This window comes from Streptomyces sp. NPDC048185, from assembly GCF_043202495.1.
GTDB lineage: Bacteria > Actinomycetota > Actinomycetes > Streptomycetales > Streptomycetaceae > Streptomyces.
The window spans coordinates 66,780-84,665 of sequence record NZ_JBIDAN010000003.1 but is presented as its reverse complement, the minus strand read 5'-3'; the positions used below and the strand labels follow the sequence as shown (position 1 = coordinate 84,665).

Sequence of the window (17,886 nt, the reverse complement as noted above, 5' to 3'; positions counted from 1 at the left end):
TCACCGCGCCGCCGTTGCGCTGCCCGCTGCCCGCTGCCCGCTGCCCGCTGCCCGCTGCCCGCTGCCCGCTGCCCGCTGCCCGCTGCCCGCTGCCCGCTGCCCGCTGCCCGCCACCCCTGCACCGGGCGCCGCCCGCGCACGGGGCCGCACGGAGGCGCGGCATTGGAGAAACGCACAAGCCCGCCCCGCCCGCCCCTTAGGAAGCCCGCACAAACCGGCCGGGTCCGTTCCCATTAGGCTGGCCCCCGTGAAGGTCCTTGTCATCGGCGGCGGCGCCCGCGAACACGCCCTGTGCCGTTCCCTGTCCCTCGACCCCGACGTCACCGCGCTGCACTGCGCACCCGGCAACGCCGGTATCGCCGAGGTCGCCGAACTGCACCAGGTCGACGCCCTCGACGGCGCGGCCGTGACGGCACTGGCCACCGGGCTAGGCGCCGACCTGGTCGTGGTCGGGCCCGAGGCGCCCCTCGTCGCCGGGGTCGCCGACGCCGTCCGCGAGGCGGGCATCCCCGTCTTCGGTCCCTCCGGGCAGGCCGCGCAGCTCGAGGGCTCCAAGGCCTTCGCGAAGGACGTGATGGCCGGCGCCGGAGTGCCCACGGCCCGTTCGTACGTCTGCACGACCCCGGCCGAGGTCGACGCGGCCCTCGACGCCTTCGGCGCCCCCTACGTCGTCAAGGACGACGGGCTGGCCGCGGGCAAGGGCGTCGTCGTCACCGACGACGTCGAGGCGGCCCGGGCGCACGCGAACGCCTGCGAGCGCGTGGTCATCGAGGAGTACCTCGACGGCCCCGAGGTGTCCCTCTTCGCCGTCACCGACGGCGAGAACGTGCGCCCGCTCCAGCCCGCCCAGGACTTCAAGCGCGCCCTCGACGGCGACGAGGGACCGAACACCGGCGGTATGGGCGCGTACTCGCCGCTGCCGTGGGCCGACCCCAAGCTCGTCGACGAGGTCGTGGAGAGCGTGCTCCAGCCGACCGTCGACGAGATGCGCCGCCGCGGCACACCCTTCTCCGGCCTGCTGTACGCCGGTCTCGCGATCACCTCGCGCGGCGTCCGCGTGATCGAGTTCAACGCCCGCTTCGGCGACCCCGAGACCCAGGTCGTGCTGGCCCGCCTGCGGACCCCGCTCGCCGGTCTGCTGATGGCCGCCGCCACCGGCAACCTCGCCGACCTCGAGCCCCTGCGCTGGAGCGAGGACGCGGCCGTCACCGTGGTCGTCGCCTCCCACAACTACCCCGGCACCCCGCGCACCGGCGACCCGATCACCGGCCTCGACGAGGTGGCCGCCGAGGACGCCCCGCACGCCTACGTCCTGCACGCCGGCACCCGGCGCGAGGGCGACGCCGTCGTCAGCGCCGGCGGCCGCGTCCTGTCCGTCACGGCCACCGGCGCGCACCTCACCGAGGCCCGCGACCGTGCCTACCGGGCCGTCGCCCGCATCGGCCTCGACGGCTCCCAGCACCGTACGGACATCGCGGCCAAGGCGGCGGCGGACGCGGCGGCCGGAGGCCCGACGGGGGCCTGAGCGCCCCGGAGGCGCGCCCTCCGTACCCGGTCCGACAGGCCCCGGCTCCGTCTCAGGAGCCGGGGCCTGATCCTTGCTGTCCGTCATCCACCTTTCCCCAAAGCCATTCCATCGAGTGACCGATGCGCCATACGGCTGACGGGCGCGGAGGCCCCAACTAGGGTGCCGCGCAAGCGTTCCGGCACTTGGCCCACCGGCATTGCGATGTCAGTGGCGGGTGCCACAGTGGGGGAGTGAGCAAGAGCGGGAGCGCCGTCCCAGGGCAGCGAAGGAGGGGGTGAGGTCCGGTCGTGACCGGTATCGGTGGAGTGGAGATGGGCGCGCGGGCCGCGCGCTCCAGGGCGCTGGCCGTGCTGCGCGTCCGCAGCCGGGCGCTGGCCGTCGCCCTGCTGCCCGCTGCCGTCGCCGTGATCCTGCTCGCGGGCGTCTCCACCGGCCACCTCACGGGCGCGGGCTGGGACGCCGCCCGCTGGACCGTGTCCGCGTGCGCGCTCCTCGTCCTGGCGGCCGCCGCGGGGGTCGCCCTGGTCGTCGCCCGCGCCCGGCCCGCCATGACCCCGACGGTCCCCGTCGCCGAGGAGTCGGCGCCCGACCTCTACCGGATGGTGCGCGACCTGGCCGAGCGGCTCGAGGTGCCCGTCCCCTCCGCGATAGCGCTCACGCCGGACTGCGACAGCTGGCTGGAGGACCGCACCCACCCCGCCCACGGCCCGCCGTCCGCGGAGCGGCCCGACGGCGCGACCGGTCCGGACGGCCCCGGGCACCGCCGCGGCCCCGCCGCGCCCGTCCTCGTCATCGGCTCGCCCTTCTTGTGGTGGATGCGCGTCGGCGAGCTGCGCGCGGTCCTCGCCCCGGTCGTCGCGGGTACGGGACCGTCGGCGCACCCCGACATAGCCGCCGCCCGGCGCTTCATACGGGGCCTGGACGCCGCGGTGGCGGTGGCCTCGACGCGGGACCGCTGCCTGTTGTCCCGTGCGGTCTGCGCCGGGCTCGGACAGGTGTCCCGGCTGCTGCTGCGCGGCTGCCGCGTCCACGCCGCGGAGATGGAGCGGGGGGTCGCGGCGGCGGCCGCCGAGCGTGCACAGGCCGTGGACTACGGGCTGCGGATCGTCGCGCAGGAGCAGGTGGGACTGGCGTACGCGGGCTGGGACCGGCTGCTGACCCGGGTGGCGCTGCCCGCCTGGCGGATGGGCCGCTGGCCCGCCCGGCTGGACGTGGGCGTCGTCGCGGCGCTCACGGAGCTGTCCCGCCGCGACCGGCTGGCCGAGGGTTTCGCCTCGCGCCTGGGCGAGCGTCCCGCCTGTGACCTGCTGGAGGAGCCCGGGCTGATCGACGAGTCGGTCTCCCTGCTCGCCGCGCGCCTCTTCCACGGGGGACCGGCGGAGACCGGCCAGGACTGGGCGCCCGTGGGCTGGGACGAGTATCCGGAGGAGGTCGTCGACCGGACCTGGCGCACGGACGCGGCTCGCCTCCACCGCGTCCTCGACACGCTGGGCGTCCGCCGTACCGCCGAGGTCACCGGTCCGGGCGCCGGCCCCACCCTGGCCCGCGTCCTGGACCACCTCACGGACCGCCCCACGGACCGCCCCACCCCGCCCACCTCCGGCCCACCGCCGGACCACGACGGCACCGACGGCCCCGACCGCCCCGACGAGGACGACGACCTCGCCGACACCACGCCCCGGGGCGCAGCCCTGGCCGCCGGGCTCAGCGCGCAGCTGGCCCGTGAGGAGGCCGGGACCCCGTCGCCCGCGTCCGGGGCGGACACGCAGCGGAGCGGCCCCGACAGCCCACTCTGGGACGACCGCGCGCTGCCCCTCCTCCCCCTCCAGCCCCCGCGCACCGGCCGCGAGGTCCTCACCGACCACATCACGGCGATGGTGTGCTGCGCGGCGATGGACACCGCCGGAGCCGCGCCCGGCCTCGACTGGCTCGACGGCCCGTCGCTGCTGGTCAACGGCGTCCGCGCCGCGGACCTGGCCCCCCGCGTCCGCAGTCTCGTCGAGACCGGTGACCCGGCCCCCCTGCGGGCCTGGCTGACCGAGCTCGGCATACGCGCGGAGAAGCCGGTACGCCTGGTCTGAGGCCGTGGCCCCGTGGAAGCGGACGATTCCATTCCACTTTCGGTCACTTCGCGACGAACAGTGACAGTCCGCGTGCTGGATGTGATGTGCTGGGACCGATCGCGCACATGGCAAGAGCGTTCGTCATACGCACGACCACGGGGGCACGAGGGAGGGGGCAGTCCCATGGGGTCCGAGCACGTCCGCCGTTGGGAGTCGGGTGCACGCGCGCACGCCGTGACGGATCCCTTCGGCCAGGGACCCGTCCCCTGGCTCCGCGGCGGCGAGACCTACTACAGCGACACCGGCCAGGTCGTCCCCTGGTACGTGGACCCGGACCCCGACCTGGACCCGGCCGGACCGCGGACCGGGACAGGCCGCCGTGGGCCCGCGCGCCGCTCCACCACCGGCGGTCCCCGCGCCGCCGACGACGTCCGCCGCCAGATCAAGGGCTTCACCGCCACCGGAGCCGTCGCACCCGGCGAGGCCATCGACTTCCACATCACCGTCGACCCGCCGCAGGAGTTCAGCGTCGACGTCTACCGGATCGGCCACTACGGCGGAGACGGCGCCGCCAAGGTCACCACGAGCCCTCGCCTGTCCGGCATCGTCCAGCCCCCGCCGCTCACCGCCGACCGCACGGTCTCCTGCCACCACTGGTGGCTGTCCTGGCGGCTGCAGATCCCGTCGTACTGGAACATCGGCGCGTACGTGGCCGTCCTCACCACGGCCGACGGCTACCGGTCCCACGTCCCGTTCACGGTCCGCCACGACCACCCGGCCGACCTCCTGCTGATCCTGCCGGACATCACCTGGCAGGCGTACAACCTCTACCCGGAGGACGGCCGCACGGGCGCGAGCCTCTACCACGCCTGGGACGAGGAGGGCCGGCTCCTCGGCGAGGCGGACGCCGCGACGACCGTCTCCTTCGACCGCCCCTACGCGGGCGCCGGCCTGCCCCTGCACGTCGGCCACGCCTACGACTTCATCCGCTTCGCCGAGCGCTACGGCTACGACATCGCCTACGCCGACGCCCGCGACCTGCACTCCGGCCGCGTCGACCCGGCCCGCTACCGGGGCCTGGTCTTCCCGGGCCACGACGAGTACTGGTCCGCGGCCATGCGCCGCACCACCGAGCTGGCCCGCGAGCACGGCACGTCCCTGGTCTTCCTCTCCGCCAACACCATGTACTGGCAGGTGGAGCTGGCCCCGTCCCCCTCCGGCGTCCCCGACCGCCTGCTGACCTGCCGCAAGCGCCAGGGCCCCGGCCGGCCGGCGCTGTGGCGGGAGGTCGACCGTGCCGAGCAGCAGCTCCTCGGCATCCAGTACGCCGGCCGCGTCCCTGAACCGCACCCGATGATCGTCCGCAATGCCGGCCACTGGCTCTGGGAGGCCACCGGCGCCCAGGAGGGCGACGAGATCGAGGACCTGGTCGCGGGCGAGGCCGACCGCTACTTCCCGCGCACCCCGCTCCCCGAACACGACGAGCGCGTGCTGCTCGCCCACTCCCCGTACACCGACGCCCACGGCGCCCGGCGCCACCAGGAGACGTCCCTGTACCGGGCGCCGTCCGGCGCCTGGGTCTTCGCGTCCGGGACGTTCGCCTGGTCCCCGGCCCTGGACCGTCCCGGCCACGTCGACCCGCGTGTGCAGCGGGCCACCGCGAACCTCCTGGACCGCATCTGCAAACGCGACTGAACCCCTCCGCGGCCACCCCGCACGGAGACCGGTCACCGCATACGGGAGAATCGACGTACTTGGACAGAACCACGGGGAGGAACCGTGTCCGGATTCGTCGAAAAGCCCGAGCCGCTCGAGGTTCCGGGCCTGGTGCATCTGCACACCGGCAAGGTGCGCGACCTGTACCAGAACGAGGCGGGCGACCTCGTGATGGTCGCCAGCGACCGCATGTCCGCCTACGACTGGGTGCTGCCCACCGAGATCCCCGACAAGGGCCGGGTGCTCACCCAGCTCTCCCTGTGGTGGTTCGACCAGCTCGCCGACCTGGTCCCGAGCCACGTCCTGAGCACCGCGCTGCCCGAGGGCGCCCCCGCCGACTGGCAGGGCCGCACCCTGGTCTGCAAGTCGCTGCGGATGGTCCCCGTGGAGTGCGTGGCCCGCGGCTACCTCACGGGCTCGGGCCTGGCCGAGTACAACGAGACGCGGACCGTCTGCGGCCTCGCCCTCCCCGAGGGCCTCGTCGACGGCTCCGAGCTGCCCGCCCCGATCTTCACCCCGGCCACCAAGGCCGAGGTCGGCGAGCACGACGAGAACGTCTCCTACGAGGAGGTCGCCCGCCAGGTCGGCGCCGACACCGCGGCCGCCCTGCGCCAGGCCACCCTCGCCGTGTACTCCCGCGCCCGGGACATCGCCCGCGAGCGCGGGATCGTCCTGGCCGACACCAAGTTCGAGTTCGGCTTCGAGGGCGACGAGCTCATCCTCGCCGACGAGGTCCTCACCCCGGACTCCTCCCGCTTCTGGCCCGCCGACCAGTGGCAGCCGGGCCGCGCGCAGGCGTCGTACGACAAGCAGTTCGTGCGGGACTGGCTGACCTCGGCGGAGTCCGGCTGGGACCGCAAGAGCGAGCAGCCCCCGCCGGCGCTGCCGCAGCAGGTCGTGGACGCGACCCGCGCCAAGTACGTCGAGGCCTACGAACGGCTGACGGGCGTGCGCTGGTAGGACGCGCGGACACGAAGAAGCCCCCGGCCTGGACCGGGGGCTTCCTCCTGTGGAGCGAACGACGAGGTTCGAACTCGCGACCTCAACCTTGGCAAGGTTGCGCTCTACCAACTGAGCTACGTTCGCCTGCTCCGCGGGCTTCGCCGTGGTGCGTGAGCCACTATACCCAACCTCGCTCCCGTGCGAGCCGCACCGCCGCGTGCCGGTTCTCCGCGCCGAGCTTCGTGGCGGCCGACGACAGGTAGTTCCGCACGGTCCCCTCGGCGAGCGCGGCCCGCTCGGCGATCTCCGCGACGGGCGCCCCGTCGGCCGCGTGCTCCAGCACCTCGGCCTCCCGCGCGGTCAGCGGCGAGTCCCCGGCGGAGATCGCGTCCGCGGCCAACTCCGGGTCGACGTAACGGTTTCCGGCGTGGACCGTGCGGATCAGCTCGGCGAGCCGCTGGGCGCTGACCGTCTTGGGGACGAATCCGCGCACCCCTGCCGCGAGCGCCCGCTTCAGGTGCCCGGGCCGCCCGTGACTGGTCACGATCAGCACCTTGCAACCGGGCAGCTCGGTGCGCAGCGATGTGGCGACCTTCACACCGTCCGCGCCGGGCATCTGGAGGTCCAGCACGGCCACGTCCGGTGCGTGGGCCCGCGCCATCGCCAGGGCCTCCGGGCCGGTGGCCGCCTCGGCGACCACCACGAGGTCGTCCTCCAGGGAGAGCAGGGCGGCGAGCGCGCCACGGATGAGGTGTTCGTCGTCGGCGAGCAGAACGCGTACGTGGGACGTCACGACGCGGCCTCCAGCACGGTGCCGGCGGCCAGGGGCAGGGGCACCTCGGCCGTGAGCCGGAACACGCCCCTGCCGACGGGACCGGCCTCCAGCGTGCCGTCCACGGCGGACAGCCGCTCCCGCAATCCGGCGAGCCCGGAGCCGTCGGAGGCACCGGCGCCTCCCGGCGCACCGGGGCCACCCGGCGTCTCCGTCGCCCCGTCGTTCTCCACCGTCAGCACCACACGCCCCTCCGACAGCCGCACCACCACGGCACATGTCCCCGCGTCCCCGTGCCGCAGCACGTTCGTGGTCGCCTCCCGCACCACCCAGCCGAGCGCCGACTGCACCCCGGCGGGCAGCCCGGCCGTGTCGCCGCGCACCTCGCAGTCGATCCCGGCCGCCCCCAGCACGCCCCGCGCACCGGCGAGTTCGACCTCCAGGTCGGCCTCCCGGTAGCCGCGGACGACGTCGCGGACCTCCCGCTGCGACTCCTGCGCGATGCGCTGCACCTCGATCATCTGCTCCACCGCCTCCGGCCGTCCGCGCCGGGACAGCTGTACGGCCAGCTCGCTCTTGAGCGCGATCACGGCCAGGTTCCTCCCCATCACGTCGTGCAGGTCACGGCCGAACCGCAGCCTCTCCTCGGCGACGGCGAGCCGGGCCCGGGTCTCCTTGGCCTCGTCGAGCGTGTAGACCGCGTTGAGCAGCCAGACGGAGAAGATCGAGGTGAAGGCGAGGAACCCGCCGCCCACCAGCACGAAGCACGCCACCACGAGCGACGCGAGGCTCGGCATGCCCAGCGGGAAGGACGCGGCCCCGGCACCGAACGCGAAGCCGCCGACGACGGCGACCACCCGGCGCCGGTTGTGCACGCCGAGCGTGATCATGCCGGCGCCGAAGCACAGCACGCCCCCGAAGATCCCCCAGGCCGCGGAGTCCACGCCCGGTCCGCCCGGCCCGCGCTCGGCGAGACCGATCGCGCCGACGGCGATCGCCGCCGTGAGCGCGGCGAGCGCCCACAGCAGCCGGACGGGCTGCGGGCGCCGGCCGCGCGTCCAGTCCAGCGCCCGGGAGGCGACCAGCATGCAGAGCGCGGCGTGCGCGACGACCAGCAGGCACAGCACGGTGGCGAGCCGGGCCCCGATCTGGTGGAAGTTCGGCACCCCGAGCGCGACGACCTCGACGAGCCCGAAGAAGTGGAACGACCACCGGGTGTACGTCTCCACCTTCGCCGGCGTGCTCTTCCTCCGCCACCAGCGCTGCGGCCTGCGCATCTCCCCGCTCACCCCGCTCTCCTCGGCCCCGGTCCGTCCGTCAGCGTCGCGGTTCCCAGCGGAACCACCGGCGTACAGCAAACACCGCGGCCACGGTCCAGGCCAGCGCCGTGGCGAGCGCGCCCAGCGCCTCGAACGCCGACAGGTCGCCCGTCCAGCCGCCGCGCACCAGCGTGACGACGGGCGTCAACGGCAGCAGCTCGCAGACGGAGGCCAGCCGGTCGGGCATCAGCTCCAGCGGGACGACCATGCCGGAGGCGAGCATCGAGACGAGCATCAGCGGCATCGGCGTGACCTGCGCGCTCTCGCCGGTCCGGGTGAAGCCGGCGGTGACCGCCGCGAGGCCGGCGCACATGACGAGGCCCAACAGCACACCGGCGACGGCCAGATGCGGGGCGGGCGGCACGGGCAGGTCGAGCAGGACCGCGCAGCCCACCGTCAGCAGCAGGCACTGCGCCAGTCCGATGACGGTGGCCGGCAGCGCGGCGCCGCCGAGGATCTCGGCGTCCCGCAGCTCGCCGGTGCGCAGCCGCTTGAGGACGAGTTCCTCGCGCCGGACGACGAAGATGCCGACGAGCGCCGAGTAGACGGCGAACAGCAGGGAGAAGCCGATCGCGGCGGGCAGGACGACGGTCCCGACCGTCAGCCCGGCCCCGGCGAGGTCCATCTCCTTGGCCGCCGACCGCACGCTGAGCGGCAGCACCAGCGGCACGAACAGGGCGGCGACGAGCGTGCCCCTGCTCCGTCCGAGCAGGGTCAGCTCGGCGCGGGCGAGCGCGGTCATCCGGCCCAGCGGTGTGGTGCCGGACGTCGTGCCGGTCCGGGCGGCGCGTTCCTCGGTCCCGGTGCCGCTCATGCCGCGTACTCCTTCGTCGCCGTGGTTCCCTCGGCGGCTTCCTTCGCGATCGACAGGAACGCCTCCTCCAGGGACGCGGACCGGACGTCCAGTCCGCGCAGTTCGACACCGGCCCCCTCGGCCCACACCAGCAGCGCGGTGGCCGCCCGCTGGAGCTCCCGGGTACGCAGCCGGACGGTCCGGCCGTCGACCCGGTGCTCGCTCACACCCAGTTCGCCGAGCGGTGGCAGGTCGCCCACGAACCAGCCGTCTGGCAGTTCGAAGGAGATCCGGGAGGGCTGGGACGCGGTCACCTCGGCCGGTGTGCCGGTGGCGGCGATGCGGCCCTCGTGCAGGATCGCGAGCCGGTCGGCGAGGTCCTCGGCCTCCTCCAGGTAGTGCGTGGTCAGCAGCACCGTCGTCCCCGCGTCGCGCAGGGCGCGCACCAACTCCCAGGTGTCGCGGCGGCCTTCGGCGTCCAGCCCGGTCGTGGGCTCGTCGAGGAAGAGCACCTCGGGCTCGCCGAGCAGCGCGAGCGCCAGGTCCAGGCGGCGCCGCTCACCGCCGGAGAGCTGCTTCACGCGGATGCCCCGCTTGTCCGACAGCCCGACCAGCGCCAGCACCTCCGCCTCGGGCCGGGCCCCGCTCACGCAGCCCGCCCACATCCGCGCGGTCTCGGCGACGGTCAGCTCGGACGGGAAGCCGCCCTCCTGGAGCATGACCCCGGTGCGGGGGCGTACGGCGGCCCGCTCGGTGTACGGGTCGTGCCCGAGGACGCGCACCCGGCCGCCGGCCGGCGCGGCGAGGCCCTCGAGGAGCTCGACCGTCGAGGTCTTGCCGGCTCCGTTGGTGCCCAGAAGCGCGAAGATCTCGCCGCGGCGCACGGTGAAGTCGATCCCGCGCACCGCCTCGAACCCGCCCCCGTACACACGCCGCAGGTCGGTGACCTCAATCACGTGTTCGTGTCCGTTTGCTTGCATGCTCCAAGCATCCCGGTACCGCGGGCCGGGCGGCAGTGCGCGCCGTCATCGCTCGGCATGACAAATGTCAGACGGCGGTCCGGTTCCTCGCGCCGTCCGGGGCGCACGAAAAGACCCCGGTCCTCGGAGGACCGGGGTCTGATTCCCGAGCGGACGACGAGGCTCGAACTCGCGACCTCAACCTTGGCAAGGTTGCGCTCTACCAACTGAGCTACGTCCGCATTGCCCCCGACCGGCCTTCACCGATCGGTGCGAGCACCAGCCTACCTGATCCAATCGAGTGGCCGGTACGGCGATGCAGAGCGGGTGACAGGAATTGCACACTGCGCCTTCCCCCTGGAAGGGGGATGTTCTACTACTGAACTACACCCGCATGTTCCGTGAGCTGGGCCTTTCGGCCTCGCCCCTCGGCGTGCTCCAGACTTTAGCTGATCACCCGGGGTGCTGCGCAAGTCGGTTGCCGCGAGGGGCGGCTGAGCGGCCGTCGGCGTCCGGCACGGGGCGGCCGGCCGCCGGACCGCCGGCGCGGCAGCCGGGTGCGACCGCTCACTGAGCCTCGGCGAACGCCTCGTAGACCTTCTTGGGGATCCGGCCCCGCGCGGGCACGTCCATCTTGTTGGCCTGGGCCCAGGCCCGGACGGCCGCGGGGTCGGGGGCGACCTCCGTCTGCCGGTACGCCCGGCCGGACCGCGACCGCTTCCGGCCCGCCGACACGTAGGGCTCGAGAGCCTTGCGCAGTTTCCGGGCATTGGCTTCGTTCAGGTCGATCTCGTACATCCGGCCGTCGACTCCGAAGGCGATCGTCTCCGCCGCTTCCGAGCCGTCGATGTCGTCAAAGAGAGTGACCACGACACGCTGCGCCACGAATATCGGTCCCTTCGTGCGGCACCTCCGCGATGACGTGCCAGGACGCCGCGATGATGCCGACTGTTCGCCTGTAATTGGGCAAAGTATCGGCTAATGACATTTCATTTGTACAGTGCCCGGCATTGCAATGGGAAGACCGACTAAATCTCCCCGCGTGTCTGCCGCGCAATAGGCGTCCATGACGCATCCGGGATCTTTCCCGAAGCTTTTCGTGCGAGCCTGTCCCCGATACCGGATCGTGACTGGGCTCACGTATGTTCCTCCAAGGCTACGCGCGTAGAAATTTTGTACGGGTAGTCTGAAGGAACCTGCTCAGCACCACACACCGGGAGTGCCAGTGGCACGCGTCGTAGTCGACGTCATGCTCAAGCCGGAGATCCTCGACCCCCAGGGCCAGGCGGTGCAGCGCGCACTGCCGCGACTGGGTTTCGAAGGGATCTCGGACGTCCGCCAGGGAAAGCGTTTCGAACTGGAAGTTGACGGGCCGGTCGACGAGGCCGTCCTCGCCCGCATCCATGATCTTGCGGAATCCTTCCTCGCCAACACCGTGATCGAGGACTTCACCGTCAAGGTCGAGTCCGAGGATGTCGTCGCGGAGGCCGTGAAGTGACCGCTCGTATTGGCGTCGTCACTTTCCCCGGCAGCCTCGACGACCGGGACACGCAGCGCGCGATCCGCGTCGCCGGCGCCGAACCGGTGGCGCTCTGGCACAAGGACAAGGACCTCAAGCAGGTCGACGCCGTGGTGCTGTGCGGCGGTTTCTCCTACGGCGACTATCTGCGCGCCGGCGCCATCGCGCGCTTCTCGCCGGTGATGGACACCGTCATCGACCAGGCCAGGGCCGGCCTCCCGGTGCTCGGCATCTGCAACGGCTTCCAGATCCTCACGGAGGCCCACCTGCTGCCCGGCGGGATGCTCGGCAACGACCACCTGCACTTCATCTGCCGCGACCAGAAGCTGCGGGTGGAGAACGCGGACACCTCCTGGACCAGCGACTACAGCGCCGGCCAGGAGATCCACATCCCGCTGAAGAACATGGACGGCCGCTACGTCGCCGACCGGCGGACGCTGGACGAGCTGGAGGCCGAGGGCCGCGTCGCGTTCCGCTACATGGACGTCAACCCGAACGGCTCGCTCAACGACATCGCCGGCATCACCAACGCGGCGGGCAACGTCGTCGGCCTCATGCCGCACCCCGAGCACGCCGTCGAGCCGCTGATCGGCACCGGCCGCACCGACGGCCTCCCGTTCTTCACCTCGATCCTCAAGAAGCTGGTCAACGCATGAGCCGGACGCCTCTGGACACGGTCGAGCACGCGGCCGCGACCCCCGACGTCGAGCTGCCCTGGGCCGAACTGGGCCTGAAGAAGGACGAGTACGAGAGGGTCGTGGAGATCCTCGGCCGCCGGCCCACCGGTGCCGAGCTCGCCATGTACTCGGTGATGTGGTCCGAGCACTGCTCGTACAAGTCCTCCAAGGTGCACCTGCGCCAGTTCGGGGAGAAGGCCCCCCAGAACGACGCGATGCTCGTCGGCATCGGCGAGAACGCCGGTGTCGTCGACGTCGGCCAGGGCTACGCGGTCACCTTCAAGGTCGAGTCGCACAACCACCCGTCCTATGTCGAGCCCTACCAGGGCGCGGCCACGGGTGTCGGCGGCATCGTCCGCGACATCATCGCCATGGGCGCCCGCCCGGTCGCCGTGGTGGACCCCCTGCGCTTCGGTGCCGCGGACCACCCGGACACCAAGCGCGTCCTGCCCGGCGTCGTCGCCGGCATCGGCGGCTACGGCAACTGCCTGGGCCTGCCCAACATCGGCGGCGAGGTCGTCTTCGACGCCTGCTACCAGGGCAACCCGCTGGTCAACGCCGGTGCCATCGGCGTCATGCGGCACGAGGACATCCACCTGGCCAAGGCGTCCGGCGCGGGCAACAAGGTCATCCTGTACGGGGCCCGGACCGGCGGCGACGGCATCGGCGGCGCCTCGATCCTGGCCTCGGAGACCTTCGACGACGCCAAGCCGTCCAAGCGTCCGGCCGTCCAGGTCGGCGACCCGTTCCAGGAGAAGCTCCTCATCGAGTGCACCCTGGAGGCCTTCCGGGAGAAGCTCGTCGTCGGCATCCAGGACCTGGGCGCCGCGGGCCTGTCCTGCGCGACCAGCGAGCTGGCGTCGAACGGCTCGGGCGGCATGCGCGTCACCCTGGACGACGTCCCGCTGCGCGACTCCACGCTCTCGCCCGAGGAGATCCTCATGAGCGAGTCGCAGGAGCGCATGTGCGCCGTCGTCGAGCCCGACAAGGTCGACCGCTTCCTCGAAATCTGCGACAAGTGGGACGTCATCGCCACCGTCATCGGTGAGGTGACCGACGGCGACCGGCTGGAGATCTACTGGCACGGCGGCAAGATCGTCGACGTCGACCCGCGCACGGTCGCCCACGAGGGCCCGACGTACGAGCGCCCCTACGCCCGCCCGGAGTGGCAGGACGCCCTCCAGGCCGACGACGCGGGCAAGCTGCCCCGGCCGCAGTCCGGCGAGGAGCTGAAGGACCAGGTCCTGAAGCTGGTGTCCTCGCCGAACCAGGCGTCCAAGCAGTGGATCACCCAGCAGTACGACCACTTCGTGCAGGGCAACACCGTCCTCGCCCAGCCCGAGGACTCCGGGATGATCCGGGTGGACGAGGAGAGCGGCCTCGGCGTCGCCATCGCCACCGACGGCAACGGCCGGTACGCCAAGCTCGACCCCTACACGGGCGCCCAGCTGGCCCTCGCGGAGGCGTACCGCAACGTCGCCACCACCGGTGCGAAGCCCCTCGCGGTCTCCGACTGCCTGAACTTCGGCTCGCCGGAGGACCCGGCGGTCATGTGGCAGTTCGCGGAGGCCGTGCGCGGTCTGGCCGACGGCTGCCAGCAGCTCGGCACCCCGGTCACGGGCGGCAACGTCTCGCTCTACAACCAGACCGGCGAGGCCGCCATCCACCCGACGCCGGTCGTCGCGGTCCTCGGCGTCATCGACGACGTGGCCCGCCGCACGCCGGTCGCTTTCCAGGAGGACGGCCAGCTGCTCTACCTCCTCGGCGACACGCGTGAGGAGTTCGGCGGTTCGGCCTGGTCCCAGGTGATCCACGACCACCTCGGCGGCCTGCCCCCGAAGGTCGACCTGGAGCGTGAGCGGCTGCTCGCCGAGATCCTGATCTCCGCCTCCCGCGACGGCATGATCGACTCGGCCCACGACCTGTCCGACGGCGGTCTGGTCCAGGCGGTCGTGGAGTCGGCGCTGCTCGGCGGCAAGGGCGCGCGCCTGGTCGTCCCCGACGGCCTGGACGCCTTCACCTTCCTGTTCTCGGAGTCGGCGGGCCGTGCGGTCGTCGCCGTCCCGCGTTCGGAGGAGCTCCGCTTCACCGACATGTGCGGCGCGCGCGGCCTGCCCGTCACCCGCATCGGTGTCGTGGACGGGGACGCGGTGGAGGTCCAGGGCGAGTTCGCCGTGCCCCTGACCGAGCTCCGCGAGGCCCACGAGGGCACCATCCCGGCGCTGCTGGCGTAACCGCCGGCACCACGCGACGCGAGGCCCCGCCCGGATCAGTCCGGGCGGGGCCTCCCGCGCGCGGAGGCGGAGGTCCGGGCACGGACCCGGTATTTCCCGGGAGCGCCGCCGCCCCGGCCACTAGGCTCACCGTCATGCCGCCCGCCACGAAACGCGCCCGCACCTACGACCCCGCCCGCACCCGTGCCGCCGTGTTCGCCCAGTTCGGGCACGTACGGGCGGCCGTGCGCACCCTCACGCCCGAGCAACTGGCGCTGCCGACGCGGCTGGGGGACTGGACCGTACGGGAACTGGTGGCGCACATCGGGATGGCCCTGACCGCCCTGCACCGCGCCGTGGACCGGCCGGCCCCGCCCCGGCAGGACGTCCAGGTCGTCGAGTGGCCCTTCGCCACCGCAGGCAACTCCGCGGCGATCGCCGACTTCACCCGCAGGCTCGCCGCGGACCATCCCGACCCCGATGCCCACCTCGCCCGCATCGAGGAGAGCCTGCGCGCGCTGCTCGCCGAGCACCCCGGCAGCCGGCTCCTGGAGACCAACGCGGGCGCGCTGCCGCTGGACGACTACCTCGTCACCCGCCTCGTCGAACTCGTCGTCCACACCGACGACCTCAACGCCGCCGTGTCCGGCCTCGGCATCCCGTACGACCGGCAGGCCCTGGCCGCCGCGACGCGGCTGCTCGCCGACGCGCTCGCCGTGAAGGCGCCCGGCGGGTCGACGGAGGTGCGGGTGCCGCCGTTCGCCGTCGTGCAGTGCGTCGAGGGCCCCCGGCACACCCGCGGCACCCCGCCCAACGTCGTCGAGACCGACCCGCTGACCTGGGTCCGGCTCGCGACCGGGCGGCTGGCCTGGGCGGACGCCGTGGCGGAGGGCGAGGTCAGCGCGAGCGGCGAGCGGGCCGACCTCTCCGGCCTGCTGCCGCTGCTGAGCTGAGGGGAACCGGACCCTCCGTACGTCCGTCGAATCGGCATGTACAGGCAGAGGAAGCAGCGCAGCATGACCCTGGCCGTGGCGGCCGTCGCCGCGCTCGTCCCGCTCGCGGCGGCCTGCGGCAGCGAGAAGGCCGACGGCGGCAGCGGCTCCGTGGGCGCGGACCGCCCCTTCACCGGCGTCCGGTGGAGCATCGACAGCGTCACCGTCGACGGCACCACCCACCGGGCACCGGACACGGCACGCGTCCGGATCGACGACAGCGGTGAGGCGGCGGGCAGCACCGGCTGCAACACCTTCAGCGCCCGCGCCGACGTCGACGGCGAGCGCGTCCGGCTGAGCGACGCCGCGTTCACCGAGAAGGCCTGCGAGAAGACGCCCTTGGAGTTCGAGAAATCCCTCGGCCGCGTCCTCACCGACGGCACCCTCACCGCCGACCCGGCGAGCGACCGCCTGACCCTCACCACCTCGGCCGGCGACACCGTACGGCTGAGCAGGCCCGCGAACGCGTCCCTGTACGGGACGGAGTGGACCGTCACGGCTCCCGGCGGGCAGGGCCGCGCCCACCTCACCTTCGACAAGGAGGCGGGCGCCGTCTCCGGCCGCCTGCCCTGCAACCACGTCGACGCCAGGGCCACCGTCCGCGACGGACATATCACCCTGGGCGCTCCGGCCACCACCCGAATGATGTGCGAAGGCTCACTCATGAACGCCGAGAAGCGGATGCTCCGCTTCTTCGAAGGCCGGGTCGACTACCGGATCGATCACGAAACCCTGACGCTGACCAGCGAAGACGGCACCGTCGTCCGAGCGGTGGCCGACGAGTGATCCGCAGGTGAGCCGGGATCCCCAATTCGGACCAGTGGTCGATCTCGCCTACACTCGAGAACGTGCCACGTGGTGACGGTCGACTCAATCACGATCTACTTCCCGGCGAGAAGGGCCCCCAGGACGCTTGTGGCGTCTTCGGTGTCTGGGCCCCGGGCGAAGAGGTCGCAAAGCTCACGTACTTCGGGCTCTACGCCCTCCAGCATCGGGGCCAGGAATCCGCGGGAATCGCGGTCAGCAACGGCTCCCAGATCCTCGTTTTCAAGGACATGGGCCTGGTGTCCCAGGTCTTCGACGAGACCTCGCTCGGTTCGCTCCAGGGTCACATCGCGGTCGGTCACGCCCGCTACTCGACCACCGGCGCGTCCGTGTGGGAGAACGCCCAGCCAACCTTCCGGGCCACCGCGCAGGGCTCCATCGCGCTCGGCCACAACGGCAACCTCGTCAACACCGCCAAGCTTGCCGAGATGGTCGCCGACCTGCCCAAGCAGGAGGGCCGCTCCACTCGCGTCGCGGCGACCAACGACACCGACCTGCTGACCGCGCTCCTCGCGGCCCAGGTCGACGAGGACGGCAAGCCGCTGACCGTCGAGGAGGCCGCTCACACGGTCCTTCCGCAGGTCATGGGCGCCTTCAGCCTCGTCTTCATGGACGAGCACACCCTGTACGCCGCCCGTGACCCGCAGGGCATCCGCCCGCTGGTCCTCGGCCGCCTGGAGCGCGGCTGGGTCGTCGCCTCGGAGTCCGCCGCCCTCGACATCTGCGGTGCCTCGTACGTCCGCGAGATCGAGCCGGGCGAGTTCGTCGCCATCGACGAGAACGGTCTGCGCACGTCGCGATTCGCAGAAGCGAAGCCCAAGGGCTGTGTCTTCGAGTACGTGTACCTGGCCCGCCCGGACACCGACATCGCCGGCCGCAACGTCTACCTCTCGCGCGTCGAGATGGGCCGCAAGCTGGCCAAGGAGGCGCCCGCCGAGGCCGACCTCGTCATAGCGACCCCGGAGTCCGGCACCCCCGCCGCGATCGGGTACGCCGAGGCCTCCGGCATCCCCTTCGGCAACGGCCTGGTGAAGAACGCCTATGTGGGCCGCACCTTCATCCAGCCCTCGCAGACCATCCGCCAGCTCGGCATCCGGCTGAAGCTGAACCCCTTGAAGGAAGTCATCAAGGGCAAGCGGCTGGTCGTCGTGGACGACTCCATCGTCCGCGGCAACACGCAGCGGGCCCTGGTCCGCATGCTCCGCGAGGCCGGCGCCGCCGAGGTCCACATCCGGATCTCCTCCCCGCCCGTGAAGTGGCCCTGCTTCTTCGGCATCGACTTCGCGACCCGCGCCGAGCTCATCGCCAACGGCATGAGCATCGACGAGATCGGCACCTCGCTCGGCGCCGACTCCCTGGCGTACATCTCCATCGACGGCATGATCGATGCGACCACCATCGCCAAGCCGAACCTCTGCCGCGCCTGCTTCGACGGCGAGTACCCGATGGAGCTCCCCGACCCCGAGCTGCTCGGCAAGCAGCTCCTGGAGACCGAGCTGGCCGCCGGGCCCGCCGGAACGGCCGCCGCCGACGCCATCCGTCGCCCGTAGCCGTCCGTCCGCAATACC

15 protein-coding genes and 3 tRNA genes are annotated in these 17,886 nt (G+C 72.6%); 10 read left to right on the top strand and 8 right to left on the bottom strand.

What is annotated here, in order from left to right:
• Positions 1-247 precede the first annotated feature (247 nt).
• The 4 genes from purD (at position 248) to ACGF3H_RS10915 (ending at position 6,267) form a co-directional block, all read left to right on the top strand.
• A complete protein-coding gene (gene purD / locus ACGF3H_RS10930) occupies positions 248-1,525 on the top strand; it encodes a phosphoribosylamine--glycine ligase (protein ID WP_362485957.1) in 1,278 nt (425 codons plus the stop codon).
• Positions 1,526-1,815: 290 nt separating this feature from the next.
• Positions 1,816-3,609, top strand: coding sequence for a hypothetical protein (locus ACGF3H_RS10925; protein ID WP_362485955.1), 1,794 nt, complete (start codon positions 1,816-1,818; stop codon positions 3,607-3,609).
• A 165-nt stretch (positions 3,610-3,774) separates the two neighbouring features.
• Positions 3,775-5,286 (top strand): N,N-dimethylformamidase beta subunit family domain-containing protein, encoded by a 1,512-nt coding sequence (locus tag ACGF3H_RS10920; RefSeq protein WP_362485953.1) that lies wholly within the window; start codon positions 3,775-3,777, stop codon positions 5,284-5,286.
• Between the two features lie 84 nt (positions 5,287-5,370).
• Positions 5,371-6,267, top strand: coding sequence for a phosphoribosylaminoimidazolesuccinocarboxamide synthase (locus ACGF3H_RS10915; RefSeq protein ID WP_362485950.1), 897 nt, complete (start codon positions 5,371-5,373; stop codon positions 6,265-6,267).
• A 50-nt stretch (positions 6,268-6,317) separates the two neighbouring features.
• On the opposite strand, the gene ACGF3H_RS10910 is transcribed toward ACGF3H_RS10915, so the two are convergent.
• From ACGF3H_RS10910 to ACGF3H_RS10875, 8 genes are all read right to left on the bottom strand, one after another.
• Positions 6,318-6,393: transfer RNA gene (locus ACGF3H_RS10910), tRNA-Gly, on the bottom strand.
• Positions 6,394-6,427: 34 nt separating this feature from the next.
• Positions 6,428-7,042 carry a response regulator transcription factor gene (locus ACGF3H_RS10905; RefSeq protein WP_362485948.1) on the bottom strand — a complete coding sequence of 205 codons (615 nt, stop codon included), beginning with the start codon at positions 7,040-7,042 and terminating at the stop codon, positions 6,428-6,430.
• Positions 7,039-8,298 carry a histidine kinase gene (locus ACGF3H_RS10900; protein WP_362486633.1) on the bottom strand — a complete coding sequence of 420 codons (1,260 nt, stop codon included), beginning with the start codon at positions 8,296-8,298 and terminating at the stop codon, positions 7,039-7,041. Before ACGF3H_RS10900 ends, ACGF3H_RS10905 begins: the two co-directional genes overlap by 4 nt.
• Before the next feature lie 40 nt (positions 8,299-8,338).
• Positions 8,339-9,154: an ABC transporter permease gene (locus ACGF3H_RS10895; protein WP_362485946.1), complete on the bottom strand. Its 816-nt coding sequence runs from the start codon at positions 9,152-9,154 to the stop codon at positions 8,339-8,341.
• Positions 9,151-10,113, bottom strand: a complete 963-nt coding sequence (locus ACGF3H_RS10890; RefSeq protein ID WP_362485944.1) for an ABC transporter ATP-binding protein — start codon at positions 10,111-10,113, stop codon at positions 9,151-9,153. Before ACGF3H_RS10890 ends, ACGF3H_RS10895 begins: the two co-directional genes overlap by 4 nt.
• Before the next feature lie 148 nt (positions 10,114-10,261).
• Positions 10,262-10,334, bottom strand: a tRNA-Gly gene (locus ACGF3H_RS10885).
• Positions 10,335-10,414: 80 nt separating this feature from the next.
• Positions 10,415-10,486: transfer RNA gene (locus ACGF3H_RS10880), tRNA-Gly, on the bottom strand.
• Positions 10,487-10,659: 173 nt separating this feature from the next.
• Positions 10,660-10,977, bottom strand: a complete 318-nt coding sequence (locus ACGF3H_RS10875; RefSeq protein ID WP_282087664.1) for an Lsr2 family protein — start codon at positions 10,975-10,977, stop codon at positions 10,660-10,662.
• 340 nt (positions 10,978-11,317) lie between these two features.
• On the opposite strand from ACGF3H_RS10875, the gene purS reads away from it, so the two are divergent.
• The 6 genes from purS to purF all read left to right on the top strand — a co-directional run bounded on the left by purS (position 11,318) and on the right by purF (position 17,868).
• A complete protein-coding gene (gene purS / locus ACGF3H_RS10870; protein WP_362485941.1) occupies positions 11,318-11,590 on the top strand; it encodes a phosphoribosylformylglycinamidine synthase subunit PurS in 273 nt (90 codons plus the stop codon).
• Positions 11,587-12,267: a phosphoribosylformylglycinamidine synthase subunit PurQ gene (gene purQ, locus ACGF3H_RS10865; RefSeq protein ID WP_362485940.1), complete on the top strand. Its 681-nt coding sequence runs from the start codon at positions 11,587-11,589 to the stop codon at positions 12,265-12,267. The genes purS and purQ overlap by 4 nt, the downstream gene beginning before the upstream one ends.
• On the top strand, positions 12,264-14,522 hold the full coding sequence (gene purL, locus ACGF3H_RS10860; RefSeq protein WP_362485938.1) for a phosphoribosylformylglycinamidine synthase subunit PurL: 2,259 nt from the start codon (positions 12,264-12,266) through the stop codon (positions 14,520-14,522). Before purQ ends, purL begins: the two co-directional genes overlap by 4 nt.
• 134 nt (positions 14,523-14,656) lie before the next feature.
• Positions 14,657-15,454, top strand: a complete 798-nt coding sequence (locus ACGF3H_RS10855; protein ID WP_362485936.1) for a sterol carrier family protein — start codon at positions 14,657-14,659, stop codon at positions 15,452-15,454.
• Positions 15,455-15,490: 36 nt separating this feature from the next.
• Positions 15,491-16,279: an META domain-containing protein gene (locus ACGF3H_RS10850; protein WP_362485934.1), complete on the top strand. Its 789-nt coding sequence runs from the start codon at positions 15,491-15,493 to the stop codon at positions 16,277-16,279.
• 62 nt (positions 16,280-16,341) lie between these two features.
• Positions 16,342-17,868, top strand: a complete 1,527-nt coding sequence (gene purF, locus ACGF3H_RS10845; RefSeq protein WP_362485932.1) for an amidophosphoribosyltransferase — start codon at positions 16,342-16,344, stop codon at positions 17,866-17,868.
• Positions 17,869-17,886 lie beyond the last annotated feature (18 nt).

What these genes read in the sequence shown, in the direction of transcription:
- ACGF3H_RS10920 (WP_362485953.1), top strand. Translation starts at nt 3,775, where the DNA reads ATGGGGTCCGAGCACGTCCGCCGTTGGGAGTCGGGTGCACGCGCGCAC.
- ACGF3H_RS10900 (WP_362486633.1), bottom strand. Translation starts at nt 8,298, where the DNA reads ATGCGCAGGCCGCAGCGCTGGTGGCGGAGGAAGAGCACGCCGGCGAAG.
- ACGF3H_RS10895 (WP_362485946.1), bottom strand. Translation starts at nt 9,154, where the DNA reads ATGAGCGGCACCGGGACCGAGGAACGCGCCGCCCGGACCGGCACGACG.
- ACGF3H_RS10890 (WP_362485944.1), bottom strand. Translation starts at nt 10,113, where the DNA reads ATGCAAGCAAACGGACACGAACACGTGATTGAGGTCACCGACCTGCGG.
- purL (WP_362485938.1), top strand. Translation starts at nt 12,264, where the DNA reads ATGAGCCGGACGCCTCTGGACACGGTCGAGCACGCGGCCGCGACCCCC.
- ACGF3H_RS10855 (WP_362485936.1), top strand. Translation starts at nt 14,657, where the DNA reads ATGCCGCCCGCCACGAAACGCGCCCGCACCTACGACCCCGCCCGCACC.
- ACGF3H_RS10850 (WP_362485934.1), top strand. Translation starts at nt 15,491, where the DNA reads ATGTACAGGCAGAGGAAGCAGCGCAGCATGACCCTGGCCGTGGCGGCC.